This window comes from Erysipelothrix enhydrae, assembly GCF_035066605.1.
In the GTDB taxonomy this organism is placed as follows: domain Bacteria; phylum Bacillota_I; class Bacilli_A; order Erysipelotrichales; family Erysipelotrichaceae; genus Erysipelothrix; species Erysipelothrix amsterdamensis.
Window position 1 is genome coordinate 1,084,814 of record NZ_CP125807.1, and the last position, 16,544, is coordinate 1,101,357.

At 39.2% G+C, this 16,544-nt stretch carries 11 protein-coding genes and 3 rRNA genes; all 14 read left to right on the plus strand.

Translation table 11 applies throughout. From position 1 onward, the window contains the following. Positions 1-141: 141 nt before the first annotated feature. The 14 genes from LLS04_RS05410 to LLS04_RS05475 all read left to right on the plus strand — a co-directional run bounded on the left by LLS04_RS05410 (position 142) and on the right by LLS04_RS05475 (position 16,432). Positions 142-1,095, plus strand: coding sequence for an ABC transporter substrate-binding protein (locus LLS04_RS05410; RefSeq protein WP_323610666.1), 954 nt, complete (start codon positions 142-144; stop codon positions 1,093-1,095). A 302-nt stretch (positions 1,096-1,397) separates the two neighbouring features. Beyond that, positions 1,398-2,354, plus strand: coding sequence for an ABC transporter substrate-binding protein (locus tag LLS04_RS05415; RefSeq protein WP_323610667.1), 957 nt, complete (start codon positions 1,398-1,400; stop codon positions 2,352-2,354). Further along, complete coding sequence (locus LLS04_RS05420) at positions 2,354-3,277, plus strand: ABC transporter permease (RefSeq protein ID WP_323610668.1); 924 nt, start codon at positions 2,354-2,356, stop codon at positions 3,275-3,277. Before LLS04_RS05415 ends, LLS04_RS05420 begins: the two co-directional genes overlap by 1 nt. Further along, a complete protein-coding gene (locus LLS04_RS05425; protein WP_323610669.1) occupies positions 3,264-4,043 on the plus strand; it encodes an ABC transporter ATP-binding protein in 780 nt (259 codons plus the stop codon). Before LLS04_RS05420 ends, LLS04_RS05425 begins: the two co-directional genes overlap by 14 nt. Before the next feature lie 283 nt (positions 4,044-4,326). Beyond that, positions 4,327-5,863, plus strand: a 16S ribosomal RNA gene (locus LLS04_RS05430). 309 nt (positions 5,864-6,172) lie between these two features. Next, a 23S ribosomal RNA gene (locus tag LLS04_RS05435) occupies positions 6,173-9,070 on the plus strand. A 75-nt stretch (positions 9,071-9,145) separates the two neighbouring features. Beyond that, positions 9,146-9,259: ribosomal RNA gene (gene rrf / locus LLS04_RS05440) — 5S ribosomal RNA — on the plus strand. Together the 16S, 23S and 5S rRNA genes form the textbook arrangement of a ribosomal RNA operon. Positions 9,260-9,496: 237 nt before the next feature. Beyond that, positions 9,497-10,567, plus strand: a complete 1,071-nt coding sequence (locus LLS04_RS05445) for an ABC transporter ATP-binding protein (RefSeq protein WP_323610670.1) — start codon at positions 9,497-9,499, stop codon at positions 10,565-10,567. Then, a complete protein-coding gene (locus LLS04_RS05450) occupies positions 10,567-11,451 on the plus strand; it encodes a carbohydrate ABC transporter permease (protein ID WP_003772994.1) in 885 nt (294 codons plus the stop codon). Before LLS04_RS05445 ends, LLS04_RS05450 begins: the two co-directional genes overlap by 1 nt. Before the next feature lie 2 nt (positions 11,452-11,453). Then, positions 11,454-12,314 carry a carbohydrate ABC transporter permease gene (locus tag LLS04_RS05455; protein WP_254007351.1) on the plus strand — a complete coding sequence of 287 codons (861 nt, stop codon included), beginning with the start codon at positions 11,454-11,456 and terminating at the stop codon, positions 12,312-12,314. After that, positions 12,298-13,575, plus strand: a complete 1,278-nt coding sequence (locus tag LLS04_RS05460; RefSeq protein ID WP_323610671.1) for an MBL fold metallo-hydrolase — start codon at positions 12,298-12,300, stop codon at positions 13,573-13,575. The genes LLS04_RS05455 and LLS04_RS05460 overlap by 17 nt, the downstream gene beginning before the upstream one ends. Before the next feature lie 20 nt (positions 13,576-13,595). Continuing rightward, positions 13,596-14,855, plus strand: a complete 1,260-nt coding sequence (locus LLS04_RS05465; protein ID WP_013852661.1) for an ABC transporter substrate-binding protein — start codon at positions 13,596-13,598, stop codon at positions 14,853-14,855. A gap of 106 nt (positions 14,856-14,961) precedes the next feature. After that, on the plus strand, positions 14,962-15,513 hold the full coding sequence (locus tag LLS04_RS05470) for a hypothetical protein (RefSeq protein ID WP_323610672.1): 552 nt from the start codon (positions 14,962-14,964) through the stop codon (positions 15,511-15,513). Continuing rightward, positions 15,506-16,432 (plus strand): helix-turn-helix transcriptional regulator, encoded by a 927-nt coding sequence (locus tag LLS04_RS05475; RefSeq protein ID WP_323610673.1) that lies wholly within the window; start codon positions 15,506-15,508, stop codon positions 16,430-16,432. The genes LLS04_RS05470 and LLS04_RS05475 overlap by 8 nt, the downstream gene beginning before the upstream one ends. Positions 16,433-16,544 lie beyond the last annotated feature (112 nt).

A 16,544-nucleotide genomic window follows, 5' to 3' on the forward strand; every position in this document is an offset into this window, starting at 1 on the left:
CAAACAAAACAGCTCTTTCTTTTACTTTAGATAAAGGTTAATATCGCTACACGGTATTAACCCTTTTTCCCAGGTTAATCGAATGTAGCTCACTAATCAAAAAGCTGCATTTGCAGCTTTTTTTGTTTGAAGGAGGAAACGATGAAAAAAACAATGATACTCTGTATGCTTCTACTAATATTGGTAGGCTGTAATAGTACAAAACAAAAAGATTTATATACGATTGGTGTGTTACAATTCGCAGATCATCCATCGTTGGATGCGGCTTATGAAGGGATGAAGGTTAAGTTAGATAAGATTATAGGAAGTGAAAACTATCGAATTATTTATCAAAATGCACAAGGAGAAAACGGAAATAATGAATTGATGGCTCGTGGTTTTGTATCTCAAAACGTGGACTTAATCTATGCAATTGGAACAAATTCCGCACAAAGCGCTAAAAATGCGACGGAAGGAACAAGCATTCCAGTAGTTTTTAACGCGGTTACGGATCCAGTTTCCGCAGGACTTGTTGATTCTATGGAACAACCTGGGCAGTTTGTTACGGGAGTTAGTGATCAAACGCCCGTTGAAAAACAGTTAGCGCTTATTAAAGCACTCTTACCTGAAGCGAAGCGAATGGGGATTGTTTATAATATTGGTGAAATTAATTCTGTGACTCAAGTTGAAGTCATCACTTCCTTCGAAAAAGATTTAGAAGTCCTTTCGATTGGGGTCACAAGTATGCAAGAATTACCAATTGCAACTCAACAGTTAGCAGAAAAGGTAGATGTTATTTTCAACATAACAGATAACATGGTTGTTGCGTCAACTGCGAATATTGTGGATATTGCTTCAAAATACAAGGTACCGGTGTTTGCCTCGGAAGATGGTCAGCTTGATGAGGGGATTTTAGCGACGGAATCGTTAAGTTACTTTGATCCAGGGGAATCGGCGGGTGATCTAATCTGTAAAATCCTTGTGCATCAGGTAAATCCAAATAATCTTTCTATTTTAATTTCAGATAAGACAAAATTGTTTATAAATAAAGCGGTTGCAAGAGAGTTTGGTATTGAGATTCCTGCTTTACTTGAGGAACGTAATGAGTTGAAATGAAAAGATATTCATTAATAATGTAAGAAATGAATAAAACTGAAAAAGTACTTGCATCTAAAAAACAACAGTGTTATGGTTGTAACGAAAGGTTGGGTATTCCAATGAAAAATATAAACAATTTAAATCAAGCCCAACAATGGAGCTACTATTATTATTTTAGTTAATTAGTTAATATGCCGCGTGGATATTAGCTATTTTGTGTTACTAAAATCTACAGGCTCCCATCAATCTCGTATCATCTTAACAAAGCCGTGTAGATTTCTGTACATGGCTTTTTTGTTGGATTGAAAGAGGAGAAAAAAATGAAAAAAATAATATTGATGCTTATAGGGGGACTTGTACTTACAGGGTGCATGGATAGTAAACAGAAGGAAATGAGAATTGGTGTTATTCAATGGGCTGAACACCCAGCACTAGCAGATTCATTAGAAGGATTTAAAAAAGGTCTTGATGATCATGGCTTGACCGATAAGATTTCACTTGAAGTTAAAAATGCGAATGAGGATGTCGGTACTGCACATCTCATTGCAAATCAGTTTGTACGTGATTCTGTTGATCTAATATTTGTAATTGCAACACCAGCTGCTCAAGCAGCGATGAATGCAGTTGAAAAAACAGAAATCCCAGTCATCTTTAGTGCTGTATCGGATGCGAAACAAGCGGGCTTAGTCGATGATTTAATGCAACCAGGAGGCAACTTAACAGGGGTTAGTGATTTACCGCCGCTGTCGAAACAAGTTGCGCTGATTAAAGAAATACTTCCAGACGCTAAAAATATAGGAATATTATTCAATACAAGCGAAATTAATAGTAGAAATCAGATTGATGAAGTGCGTGGTATTGCACAAGATTTAGAAATTAATGTGATTGAAAAAGGTGTAAGTCAGGCTAACGAGATTGCGATTGCAACACAACAATTAGTTCAAGAGACCGATGCAATTTATATCGTAAACGATAATATGATTGCTGCCGCTACGGGACTTGTGGTAGATACTGCAAATGGTGTCAATAAACCTGTATTTATGGCAGAGGTTGGACAGTTTGATCAAGGTATTCTCGCTTCAGATTCGGTAAGTTATAGACACCTTGGCGAAAAAGCTGGGGAAATGGCTTACGAAATTTTAGTAAATAGAACAGCGATTTCATCAATTCCGGTTTATGTTTCCGAACAAACGGAATTATTCGTAAGTGAAAACGTTGCATCGAAACTTGGTATCAGTATTCCAGAAACGGTATGTGAAAGGGCGGTAATTCAATAATGGGACTTATTAATGCTTCATTTATTTCAGACATCTTAATTCAAGGATTTCTATATGGAATTTTATCGATGGGAGTTCTTATCTCCTATAAAATTTTAGATATTCCGGATTTGTCCGTAGATGGTACATATCCGCTGGGGGCAGCGGTGAGTGCTGTTTTAATTCTAAATGGATTTAACCCGTGGTTAGCATTACTTATTTCAACAATTGCCGGTGCGTCCGCGGGTGTTGTAACAGGGGTGTTTCATGTGAAATTTGGTATATCGTCATTATTGAGTGGTATTTTAGTGATGACAGGACTTTACTCTATTAATTTAGTTGTAGCTAGAGGAAAACCTAACATTCCGCTTTTTAAATTTGAAACAATCTTTTCTACGCAATGGTTAGAACAAATCGGAGCACCCAATTTTATAATTAATAACTTTCAACTCATTATCATGGCGATTCTCGTACTTATAATAAAGGTAATCATCGATCAACTGTTGACAACTAAAACGGGCTATTTACTCAAAGTTACGGGTGACAATGAGCAACTGGTTACCTCACTTGGCCACAATGTTGGTGTAGTGAAAATCATGGGCTTGGCTTTAGCGAATGCGATTGTTGCATTTAGTGGAGGCTTGGCTGTTTCAGTGAATAAGTATTTTGATATCTCGCTTGGAACAGGAATGGTTGTCTTGGGATTATCCTCTGTAATTTTGGGGACAACAATTTTAGGAAGAACTAAATTAAAATCAACAACAATGGTTATTTTTGGAGCGATTGTTTACCGTCTAATTGTAGCATTTGCAATTCGAATGGGAATTGATGCACAGTTCATGAAACTGATGACCGTTGCAATCTTCATCGGAGCAATTATGCTGAATAAAATTAAACTTCCAAAACGTATGGATACGAAGGAGAAACGACATGTTACAGCTTAATAACATTTCAAAAGCGTTCAATCGAAATACCCCAATGGAGACGAAGCTTTACCAAAATGTGAATCTTCAAGTTGATGAGGGTGAGTTTGTCACAATTATTGGCTCGAATGGTAGTGGAAAATCAACGTTACTCAATTTAATATGTGGCCAAATCGATCCTGATAAAGGTGACTTGATATTTATGGGTCAGAATCTTTTAAAAATGAAGAATCACGAACGTTTTAAAACAATTTCACGCGTATACCAAGATCCGATGGCCGGAACATCACCTTCGCTGACTGTGTTAGAAAATCTGTCTCTTGCTTCAAATAAAGGGAAACTCATGAGTTTAAAAAAGGCGATTAACCATAAAAATGAATCAGAATTTATCGCGTTATTGAAATCGCTAGATTTAGGACTTGAAGATAAATTGCATGTCCAAGTTGGTCAACTTTCAGGAGGGCAGCGCCAAGCGTTGTCATTACTAATGGCTTTAATGAATAATCCAAACTTATTACTTCTTGATGAGCATACAGCAGCACTGGATCCAAAAAGTTCGGAATCCATCATTAAACTTACTCAGGAGATGGTAAGTAAACGAAAAATTACGACCATTATGGTAACGCATAATCTACAGCATGCACTTGATTATGGTACGCGATTATTGATGTTTCATAATGGTACGATCATCCGTGATATTTCAAATGATGAAAAATCCAAACTTTCGAAAACTGAATTATTAAATATGTTTGCATCATATGATGATAATTATGTAGAAACAATCTAAGGCAGGAATGCCTTTTTTCTTTATTTTCCTTTGTTTGTTGTAGCGCATATATATAAGGAAGAAAAAATTATTGATTCGTGATGTAAAAGAACCAAATAAAATAAAACAAAATAAAGTGAAAATAGTGTTGACGGTGGCTAAAGAGGGTGGTATTATATACAAGCGCTAAGGGAAACCGAGTGCGGAAAATGGTCTTTGAAAACTAAACAGGAAATGTCAATTTCAAAAAGAAATACGGATAAATAAATAAACAAAACTCGTCAGAGTTAAAAAGAGAAAGAATCAAATGGAGAGTTTGATCCTGGCTCAGGATGAACGCTGGCGGCGTGCCTAATACATGCAAGTCGAACGAAGTGAAGAGGAGCTTGCTCCTTGGAACTTAGTGGCGAACGGGTGAGTAATACATAAGCAACCTGCCTCGATGCCTGGGATAACAGAGGGAAACTTCTGCTAATACCGGATACGTTAATCTAAGACATCTTAGATTAATTAAAGATGGGATACATCACAACGAGATGGGCTTATGGCGCATTAGTTAGTTGGTAAGGTAACGGCTTACCAAGACGATGATGCGTAGCCGACCTGAGAGGGTGACCGGCCACACTGGGACTGAGACACGGCCCAGACTCCTACGGGAGGCAGCAGTAGGGAATTTTCGGCAATGGGGGAAACCCTGACCGAGCAACGCCGCGTGAGTGAAGACGGCCTTCGGGTTGTAAAGCTCTGTTGTAAGGGAAGAACGATAGGAAGAGGGAATGCTTCTTATATGACGGTACCTTACCAGAAAGCCACGGCTAACTACGTGCCAGCAGCCGCGGTAATACGTAGGTGGCAAGCGTTATCCGGAATTATTGGGCGTAAAGGGAGCGCAGGCGGTTTATCAAGTTTATGGTTAAAGTTCGGGGCTTAACCCCGTGATGCCATAGAAACTGGTAGACTAGAGTGCAGGAGAGGTTAGTGGAATTCCATGTGTAGCGGTAAAATGCGTAGATATATGGAGGAACACCAGTGGCGAAGGCGGCTAACTGGCCTGTAACTGACGCTGAGGCTCGAAAGCGTGGGGAGCAAATAGGATTAGATACCCTAGTAGTCCACGCCGTAAACGATGGATACTAAGTGTTGGAGAAATTCAGTGCTGTAGTTAACGCAATAAGTATCCCGCCTGGGGAGTATGCGCGCAAGCGTAAAACTCAAAGGAATTGACGGGGGCCCGCACAAGCGGTGGAGTATGTGGTTTAATTCGAAGCAACGCGAAGAACCTTACCAGGTCTTGACATACCGCGCAAAAGCACAGAGATGTGTAATAGTTATGGCGGATACAGGTGGTGCATGGTTGTCGTCAGCTCGTGTCGTGAGATGTTGGGTTAAGTCCCGCAACGAGCGCAACCCTTGTCTTTAGTTACCAGCATTAAGTTGGGGACTCTAAAGAGACTGCCGGTGATAAACCGGAGGAAGGTGGGGATGACGTCAAATCATCATGCCCCTTATGATCTGGGCTACACACGTACTACAATGGCGTATACAGAGGGCAGCGAAGCAGCGATGCGGAGCGAATCTCAGAAAGTACGTCTCAGTTCGGATTGAGTCTGCAACTCGACTCCATGAAGTCGGAATCGCTAGTAATCGCGATCAGAATGCCGCGGTGAATACGTTCTCGGGCCTTGTACACACCGCCCGTCAAACCATGAGAGTTGGTAATACCCGAAGCCGGTGGCCTAACCTAGTTTACTAGGAGGGAGCCGTCGAAGGTAGGATCGATGATTGGGGTTAAGTCGTAACAAGGTATCCCTACCGGAAGGTGGGGATGGATCACCTCCTTTCTAAGGAGTAATTAGAAAGACGTGAAGTTGACACCTAAAGTTTCCTGTTTAGTTTTGAGAGTCCGTTGGAATCTCAAGAAAAATGATCTTTGAAAACTGAATAACAGAAAAGAAAAAGAGATAGACAAAGAAATAAATGTTATCAACATGATCTTTTCGAATAGTTGTATAAAACTAGATTTACATCAAGTTAAACAAAAACAGTAACTTAAGCAATTAAGTAAGCAATCAAAGCAAACACACAGCTTATCAAGCGATAAGCGTTAAAAAAAAACCTGATTTTAAGAATTAGGGCGCGAAATTACATGTGATTAAATATGTAAGGGCGTACGGTGGATGCCTAGGCACTAAGAGCTGATGAAGGACGCGACTAACAGCGAAATGCCTCGGGGAGTGGTACGTACACAACGATCCGGGGGTATCCGAATGGGGAAACCCAATACTGGTTATGCAGTATTACACATAAATGAATACATAGTTTATGATGAGGCAACCTTGCGAACTGAAACATCTTAGTAGCAAGAGGAAAAGAAAACAAAAGTGATTCCCTGAGTAGTGGCGAGCGAAACGGGAAGAGCCCAAACCATCTTCGTGATGGGGTAGTAGGACCACAACGTGGGATATCGAAGCTAGTCGAATGGCATTGAAAGGCCAGTCAAAGAAGGTGCAAACCCTGTAGACGAAAGCGTAAGATACTCTAGTGGTATCCTGAGTACGGCGAGGCACGAGAAACCTTGTCGGAATCAACCGGGACCACCCGGTAAGGCTAAATACTCCTTAGTGACCGATAGTGAACCAGTACCGTGAGGGAAAGGTGAAAAGAACCGCGGAAGCGGAGTGAAATAGATCCTGAAACCGTATGCTTACAAGAAGTCAGAGCCCGTTAATGGGTGATGGCGTGCCTTTTGTAGAATGAACCGGCGAGTTACTCATAATGTGCGAGGTTAAGTTGAAGAGACGGAGCCGAAGCGAAAGCGAGTCTTAATAGGGCGATATAGTACATTGTGGTAGACCCGAAACTGAGCGATCTAGCCATGACCAGGTTGAAGTTTGGGTGAAACCAAATGGAGGACCGAACCGACCATCGTTGAAAAGCTGGCGGATGAGTTGTGGCTAGCGGAGAAATTCCAATCGAACTCAGATATAGCTGGTTCTCCCCGAAATAGCTTTAGGGCTAGCGTCAATGTAAGGCCACTGGAGGTAGAGCACTGAATGTATGATGGCCCCATCTCGGGGTACTGAATATAATCAAACTCCGAATGCCAGTGGATAGTAGTTGGCAGTCAGACTATGGGTGATAAGGTCCGTAGTCGAAAGGGAAACAGCCCAGACCATCAGTTAAGGTCCCAAAATTCATGCTAAGTGGAAAAGGATGTGGGGATGCACAGACAACTAGGAGGTTGGCTCAGAAGCAGCCATCCTTTAAAGAGTGCGTAACAGCTCACTAGTCGAGTGACCCTGCGCCGAAAATGTACCGGGGCTAAGTATGATACCGAAACTATGGATTTATTGTTTCAATAAATGGTAGGGGAGCGTTCTATACTGCGTTGAAGCTGTACCGTAAGGAGCAGTGGAGTGTATAGAAGTGAGAATGCCGGTGTGAGTAGCGAGATGTCAGTGAGAATCTGACACACCGATTGCCTAAGGTTTCCAGGGGAAGGCTCGTCCTCCCTGGGTAAGTCGGGACCTAAGATGAGGCTGAAAAGCGTAGTCGATGGACAACAGGTTGATATTCCTGTACCCGATACATAAGTGAAGGAATGACAGAGAAGGCTAGGTTATGCCAGCGACTGGAAGTGCTGGTTTAAGCGAAGGAGCTGTATGGTAGGCAAATCCGCCATGCAAAGCAAAGGCGTTACGAGGAGTGAACCCGTGAGGAAGTAGCGAAGTAACTGATGCCAGCTCTCAAGAAAAGTTTCTAGCGTTAATTATGTATTGGCCCGTACCAAAACCGACACAGGTAGGCAAGGAGAGAATCCTAAGGTGAGCGAGAGAACTGTTGCCAAGGAACTCGGCAAAATGACCCCGTAACTTCGGGAGAAGGGGTGCTCGTAAGAGCCGCAGTGAAGAGGCCCAAGCGACTGTTTAACTAAAACACAGCTCTCTGCAAAGTCGCAAGACGAAGTATAGGGGGTGACACCTGCCCGGTGCTGGAAGGTTAAGGGAATATGTTAGAATTCGTTCGAAGCATTGAACTGAAGCCCCAGTGAACGGCGGCCGTAACTATAACGGTCCTAAGGTAGCGAAATTCCTTGTCGGGTAAGTTCCGACCCGCACGAAAGGTGTAACGATTTGGGCGCTGTCTCGGCAGCAGACTCGGTGAAATCTTAGTACCGGTAAAGATGCCGGTTACCCGCAACTAGACGGAAAGACCCCATGGAGCTTTACTGTAGCTTGATATTGAACTTTGAACCTACATGTACAGGATAGGTGGGAGACTATGAAGCATGTACGCTAGTATATGTGGAGTCGCCATTGGGATACCACTCTTGTATGTTTGAAGTTCTAACCGCGTACCGTGATCCGGTACCGGGAGAGTGTCAGGTGGGCAGTTTGACTGGGGCGGTCGCCTCCTAAAGAGTAACGGAGGCGCCCAAAGGTACCCTCAGATTGGTTGGAAATCAATCGACGAGCGTAAAGGCAGAAGGGTGCTTGACTGCGAGACCTACAAGTCGAGCAGGGACGAAAGTCGGGCTTAGTGATCCGGCGGTTCCGAGTGGAAGGGCCGTCGCTTAACGGATAAAAGCTACCCTGGGGATAACAGGCTAATCTCGCCCAAGAGTTCACATCGACGGCGAGGTTTGGCACCTCGATGTCGGCTCATCGCATCCTGGAGCTGAATTAGGTTCCAAGGGTTGGGCTGTCCGCCCATTAAAGCGGTACGCGAGCTGGGTTCAGAACGTCGTGAGACAGTTCGGTCCCTATCTGTTGTGGGCGTAGGAAATTTGAGGAGCGCTGTCCCTAGTACGAGAGGACCGGGATGGACATACCGCTGGTGTACCAGTTGTTCTGCCAAGGGCATCGCTGGGTAGCTAAGTATGGACTGGATAAGCGCTGAAAGCATCTAAGCACGAAGCCAACTCCAAGATGAGATTTCCCATACGTAAGTAGTAAGACCCCTGAGAGACGATCAGGTTGATAGGTCAGAGGTGGAAGCATAGTGATATGTGGAGCTGACTGATACTAATAGGTCGAGGTTTTAATCACAAAGATACAACGATTCGAAAAAGATCAAATTTCTGTTATTCAGTTTTGAGAGTTCATCTCTCTAATGCACTATGATCTGGTGATTTTAGCGAAGTGGTCACACCTGTTCCCATCTCGAACACAGAAGTTAAGCACTTTAGCGGCGACAATATCTAGCCACGCGCTAGTGAAGATAGTTCATCGCCAGGTAATTTGACACTCTATTTAGAGTGTCTTTTTTTATACGCTTCAAGTTGCGATTATGTGACGGTTTATATTTTTTTCACATGTTTATTTAATATTGTTAATGGTTTTTAACACAAATACGTGTATTGACTGTTATAATAATGATGTAACAATTGTACGTAAAATTCGTGGTCGTTCACGAAATAAATAATATCGAATTTATTAAAATTACGTAATATTATGTTTATAGGAGGAAGATGAATGATTGAAGTCAAGGACTTACGGAAAGTGTTTGATAATGGTTTTGAGGCATTAAAGCAAGTTACATTCTCAATTGAGAAAGGTGATTTAGTTTGCTTACTTGGCCCAAGTGGTTGTGGAAAAACAACAATTTTAAATTTAATTGCTGGTTTACTTGACCCCACGGATGGCACAATTCACAATGAAAGGGTCTCAATGGTTGATAAACATCCAAAAGATCGTGATATTGGTTTTGTATTTCAAAACTACGCACTTTACCCACATATGACAGTATTAGAGAATGTCATGTTCCCACTACGCGTAGGTGATAAAAAAATGCCAAAAGAAGAAGCAGAAAAAATTGCTCGTAAATATATGGCATTAACAGATATTGAAGAATTAGCGAATAAAAAACCAGGAACAATGTCTGGTGGACAGCAACAACGTGTAGCGATTACACGTGCTTTAGTTCAAAATCCTTCAATTTTATTACTTGATGAACCATTAAGTAACCTTGATGCACGTTTGCGCTTGAAAATTCGTGAAGAAATTCGTCGTCTTGTTAAGGAAATTAACATTACTACAATTTTCGTTACGCATGACCAAGAAGAAGCGTTATCAATTAGTGATAAAATCGTTCTTATGAACGAAGGTGTTATTCAACAATATGATGACCCTCAAAATCTTTATTTAGAACCTAATAATTTATTTGTGGCTCAATTTATTGGTAATCCTGTCATCAATATTCTTCCTGTAGAAGTTAAAAATGGCACAATCATGGGCGAAACTTTCGAATTTAATAAGAGCTCACTTGTACAAGATCGTATTAAAACAGATTTAACAGATGGAACATACCTTTTAGGAGTTCGTCCCGAAGATATCATTTTCAGTGAACAAGGAATTTTTAATACTGAAATCGAAACCGTAGAACTTATTGGTCGTGAAGGAATCCTTAATTTTAAAATTGGTTCAAAAAATGCGAAGGGAATCGTAAGTATTGAATCATTAATCGATCCAGCAACAATCGTTAATTGCGATTTCAATTATCCACGTATCTTTATGTTTAAAGAATCTGGCGAGAGGGTCTACTAATGAAGAAGTTTAAGTATAGCGCTGAAAATCAAAGACAAGCTTGGTTGTTTCTTTTGCCTGCTTTGGTGATTATTGCTTTATTTAATATATATCCATTAATCCGCGCGTTAATCATGTCATTTCAATCAGGTACACTAACAAACTTGAAGCCAGCCGGCATTAGTAATTATCAATATGTATTACAAGATCCAAAGTTCCATATTGCAATGCGAAATACTGCAGTTTATGCCTTTCTTGTAGTTCCAATTTGTTTAATTATTTCAATGTTTATTGCACTTCTTATTTTTGAAAAAATAAAGAATAAGAGTTTCTTTGAAACAATTTTCTTTATTCCTTACTTAACAAGTGTTATTGCGATTGGGGTTGTGTTCCGTTATCTCTTTAATGGTTCTTATGGATTTATTAACTTTCTATTAAGCTTTATAAATGTAGGTCCAATTAATTTCTTGGACGATATTATGATGAGTTTGCCGACGCTGGTCATTTTTGGTATTTGGAATGGTCTTGCGTTTAATATAATCATTCTACTCTCAGGGCTTCGTAATATTGATCGTGAATACTATAAGGTGGCTGATATGTTTGGTGCAACGGAACTTCAAAAATTATTCCGAATAACTTTGCCTCAACTTATCCCAACATTAACGTTCCTGTTAACAGTTAACTTAATTAATGCCTTTAAAGTATATACTCAAGTCTTTGCGATCTTTAATGGTAAGGCGGGAATTGCAAACAGTGCGACAACTGCCGTATTCTATATATTCACTACCTTCCATGTTGATAATCGATATGGTCCGGCTATGGCCGCAACAATTCTTCTGTTTGTGTTTATTCTTGTATTAACACTGATTCAGAATAAAGTGTTGAAGAAGATAGAGGAGAGATAGCCGTGAACGAAAAATCTGAATTTTCACCAAATTTAAAAATTATACTAACTAAGTTATTTAAAATAATTGCGACAATCTTTATTGTGGTTATGGCGATCATTACCTTATTTCCATTTGTATATATGATTCTCGCAAGTTTGATGACCTATCAAGAAGCAACAAGTATTCCACCTACATTAATTCCTTCATCACCACAGTTCCACAACTTTGTGGAAGTATTTCAAACAGCACCGTTTGTTCGATATTTCTTTAATACTGTAGTGGTTGCAGGGATTAGTACACTTGGAATTCTAGTTACATCAACATTGGCTGCATTTGCACTTGTTAAGCTCGAGTTTAAACACAAAGGTCTAATTATTCTAATCATGGTATCTCTGCTTATGGTACCGTATGAGTCAACAGTCTTTACGAATTATCAGACGATTGCCCGTCTTGGTTTATTGAATACCTATACTGCGTTGATTGTTCCATCACTTGCCAGCGTATTCTATATATTCTATCTAAAAGGATATCTAACAAGTATTCCAATTTCATACTATAAAGCAGCGAAAATTGATGGGTGTACTGATTTGGAATTTATTCGTAAAATTATGATTCCTTTATCAAAACCTGCTCTGGTTACCATTGGTATTCTGAGCTTTATCTCACACTGGAATTCATTCTTGTGGCCACTATTGGTTACAAATGATTCAAGTATGCGTTTATTGAATAATGGGTTGAGCGCATTTGCTACTGAGAGTGGAACGGATGTTCACCTTCAAATGGCAGCTGCGACATTAACGATTATTCCTGTGCTGATTATTTACTTTATATTTAGAAATCAAATTATTAAAGGAGTGTCGAAGAGTGGACTTAAAGGATAGAAAAACAAAAATTACATTTCATAGCGGTGTCCTTACCATTGGTGGTACTGTTATTGAAATAGCGTATGAAGATTCACATATCTTTTTTGATTTCGGTACAGAATTTAAACCGGAATTAAATCTTAAAAATGAATCGCTTCAAGAACTTATTGAACATCGTTTAGTGCCCCATTTAGAGAATATCTATGATCCCCAATTAGGATATACGTATCCATTTGAAAAAGGGCCTGAATATGCCCATACAGCTGTGTTTTTAAGTCATTGTCATCTTGATCATACGCGTATGGTTAATTACTTGGATCCAAAAATTCCGATGTATGCACTTAAAGAAACAAAAGTTTTATTAAATAGTTTGAATGCACAAAATAACTTTATTTTGCCAAGAGCAAAGACTTCAGATTCCTTTACACGTGATATTATCGGTTGTGATAATCATGATGTGATTGAAGTTGGAGATATCAAGGTAGAATTAAGTCGTGTTGACCATGATGCTTATGGTGCCTGTGGTCTTTTAATCACAACACCAGATATGCATATTGCTTACACTGGTGATTTACGCCTTCATGGCTTTGATGTTGAAGATTCCCTTTACTATTGTGAACAAGCAAAGAACACAGATATGCTTATTATTGAAGGTGTGTCGATAAGCTTCCCTCAAGAGGACCGTGCAACGGGACGAATTGAAACAGAAGCAGATTTACTTAAGAAAATCATGAATATTGTAAACAGTAATCCAACCAAACAAGTGACTTTCAATTGCTATCCTGCAAACGTTAAACGTTTAGCTGAGATTGTAAAACAAAGTCCACGTGAGGTGGTACTCGAAGCATCCTTTGCAAATATCTTGAAAGAGTGTTTAAATATGGAGTGTAAGTATTACAATACCAATGACAACAACTTTAACCTGGACAAGAATCTTGAAGTGGATTACAATACACTGATTCAAGATGAGGGAGATTATCTATGGCAGGTTGTCGATCATCACGAAAACCTTAAAGGAGGTGGTGTCTATATCCATAGCGACGCTTCGCCGCTAGGAGAATTTGATCCAGCATATTTACCATTTATTCAGTTGTTGAAGGATTGCGATATTGAATTTAATCGTATAGCGTGTTCTGGACATGCTTACCCTGAAGATTTAGATCGTATTGTAGGCCTAATTCAACCGAAGTTATTAGTTCCAATTCATTCTCTAAGACCAGATTTACTTGAGAATAAATATGGAATGCGTCATTTACCAACCCGTGGGGAAACTATCTAAAGGAGACACATAAAACAAATATGGGAAATATTAAAAAGATTTTAGTAGCATTACTTGCTTTACTTGTTCTTGTAGGATGTTCAAATAAAGGTGATGATACAGCATCAGCTGATATTGTTACTGAGTTAACAGAAGAAACAGAAATCCGTTTCTGGCATGCAATGAATGGTAAACAAGAAGAAGCATTAACAAAACTTACTGAAGATTTTATGGCTGCAAATCCAAAGGTTAAAGTTGTATTACAAAACCAATCAAGTTATCCGGATTTACGTCAAAAATTATCTGCAACACTTGTAAGTCCTAAAGACTTGCCTACAATGACACAAGCATATCCAGCATGGATGTTTAATGCGTCAGTAGATAAACTTGTTACAGACTTAACACCATATATCGAAAACGATACAATCGGAATGAAAGACTACAATGATATTGTTGAAGGATTCCGTGAAGGTGGTAAAATTGAAGGCGTAACATATGGTATGCCATTTAATAAATCAACAGAAGTTCTTTACTATAACAAAACGCTTCTTGATGAATTAGGACTTAAAGCTCCAACGAATCTTGAAGAACTAAAAGAAGTAAGTAAAACTGTTTATGAAAAGAAAAATATTGTGGGAGCAGGTTTTGACTCACTCAATAACTACTATGCTACAGGATTAATCAATAAAGGCGTCGAATTCAACAAGGATATGGATCCTACAAGTAAAGAAAGTATTGAAGTTGCATCATTCTACCAAGAAGGTGTAAAAGATGGTTACCTACGTATCGCTGGAACTGACAAATACTTATCCGGACCATTTGGTAATGGTCAACTTGCAATGAATGTTGGTAGTACAGCAGGTGAATCACACGTACTTAAAGGTGTAGACGGTCGTTTCGAAATTGGCGTTGTTAAACGTCCTGAAAAAATCAGTTTACAACAAGGTACTGACTTATACATGTTCTCATCCGCAACACCAGAACAAAAAACTGCAGCGTTTGAATACATGAAATTCTTAGTATCTGCTGATTCACAATTACACTGGGCTAAATCAACAGGTTATATTCCAGTACGTACAAGTGTTATCGAAAGTAAAGAATACTTAGAAAGTGGTTCAATGATTGCGCCATTAATTCAAGAAATTACGAAAGATGTATTTACAATTCCAGTATCCGCAAACTCAGATGCAGCTTATACAGAAGCAACTGTGAAGATGGAAGAATTACTGTCTGATACATCAAAAACACCAGAATCCGTAATGGAGTCATACAAAACTTCCTTACAAACAATCTGGCAATAATTAAATCAAAAGTGGATTCTAAATCCACTTTTTTTTTGGATTTCTTGAGTATACGACCATTGATGTCGTATACTGTTGGTATACTTAAGTCAAGAGGTGATACAAGATGAAAAAAGGATTTAATTTAAAAGATTTGATGATTGCAATGAAAGGAAATGATGTGAGCTCATTTATTAATGATCAAGCACTTCGTTTTACAGAACGATTTGGATTATCATTTGAAGATTGTGTTTCCGTTACATTGAAGTTTGACTCTCATGAAGATGCACAGGATTTCTATAATGAGTTAAAATTTAATGCATATTATTCTAAAGACTATTCGGTTGCTTCATCAGATCGTGGTGGTAATTATTTGACCGTATCAGGTGCTCAAACCCTTTATGATTATTTTGGGTCGAATGAGCCAAATCTGTTAACTGTAAGTCGTGATCTAGACTTAAACTTTGAAATTTCTTTTATTCAAACGTATACCGGTACCGAGTTTACTGGCGCAGTTCATCGTGGTGAGCTTTTAAGTCGTCAATGTATTGTTGAGGTGAGTGATATGTTACCAGAATTTACGCTTGGAGGACTTTGTCAAATTGCACGTAGCGAATCAGAATTTAATGATCTGCTAACACGTTGCTATATTGTTGAAGGTCAAACGATTTATGAGTAAGTTAAGTAACGCACTTGTGATGTTAGATGTATTATCCGCACGCTCTGTTGTTCCCCTTTCAGAGCTTGCGGGTCTTTTGGAGATTAGTGAGCGTGGCGTTCAACGTCTGAAAGCCGAACTTGAATCTGTTGGATATGAAATTACAACGGTAATGGGACCAGGTGGTGGTTATGTATTGGAATCAAAAACACAGCTTCAGCCACTCGCTTTTGAGCGCAATGAACGTAAAATGTTGAAGCAAGCTTTTGCGGTTTTGTTATCACAAGATAATCCAACCTTAGGTAATGATTTTGTTGCGGTGATTTCAAAGTTATCGCATCAATTAGATTATAGTGGTAATGTTTCTGTATCAGCTTTCCAATCGGTTAAGCTTAATGTCGATCCAAATCTCTATCAAAAACACATAGAGATGCTTGAGAACGCTATTGAAAACCATTTACGTATAAACATTGTCTATAATAAAAATCATCGTGAGAAGCGCTCATATATCTTTGAGCCTTATGAACTTGTGATTGTGAATAAGTTTTGGTATTTGTTGGGCTATGATGAAAAAAATCGTTACTTAAGTCTAAAAGTGAATCGAATTCATGAATTATCGTTACGTGATGAGATATTTCGTTTTGATGATGAGACATCAAGTAAACATGTTTTTTCGAAGTTTGGTTATAAAATTAAACCCGTATTTGCGGAATTAGAGGTTTTTGAACAAGATTATATCAGTGAGTATATTTGGGGTGAACACCAGGAAATTACATGGATTGACGATCATCGTTTTGTCTTAAAAGTAGAATTTTCCAACGAACTTGCCGTAAAAGATTTTATATTACAAGGTGGTTCGCATATTACCGTTTTAAAACCAGAGTGGCTTCGCGAATGGATTGTTGATGAATGTCATAAAATTACGAAACTCTATCGTTAAGAGGCTTGCTTTTTTGTCATGACAAAGCTAAACTTATGGATAGAGTGTCTCTTAGGGACATGAGATGGTGGTGAGTTATGGGATTTAATTATAGCGATATATTAAATTATGT

Bases quoted from the DNA above. Each gene is read 5' to 3' on its own strand.
- LLS04_RS05465 (WP_013852661.1), top strand. From the start codon at position 13,596: ATGGGAAATATTAAAAAGATTTTAGTAGCATTACTTGCTTTACTTGTT.
- LLS04_RS05415 (WP_323610667.1), top strand. From the start codon at position 1,398: ATGAAAAAAATAATATTGATGCTTATAGGGGGACTTGTACTTACAGGG.
- LLS04_RS05420 (WP_323610668.1), top strand. From the start codon at position 2,354: ATGGGACTTATTAATGCTTCATTTATTTCAGACATCTTAATTCAAGGA.
- LLS04_RS05475 (WP_323610673.1), top strand. From the start codon at position 15,506: ATGAGTAAGTTAAGTAACGCACTTGTGATGTTAGATGTATTATCCGCA.
- LLS04_RS05450 (WP_003772994.1), top strand. From the start codon at position 10,567: ATGAAGAAGTTTAAGTATAGCGCTGAAAATCAAAGACAAGCTTGGTTG.
- LLS04_RS05470 (WP_323610672.1), top strand. From the start codon at position 14,962: ATGAAAAAAGGATTTAATTTAAAAGATTTGATGATTGCAATGAAAGGA.
- LLS04_RS05410 (WP_323610666.1), top strand. From the start codon at position 142: ATGAAAAAAACAATGATACTCTGTATGCTTCTACTAATATTGGTAGGC.
- LLS04_RS05425 (WP_323610669.1), top strand. From the start codon at position 3,264: ATGTTACAGCTTAATAACATTTCAAAAGCGTTCAATCGAAATACCCCA.
- LLS04_RS05445 (WP_323610670.1), top strand. From the start codon at position 9,497: ATGATTGAAGTCAAGGACTTACGGAAAGTGTTTGATAATGGTTTTGAG.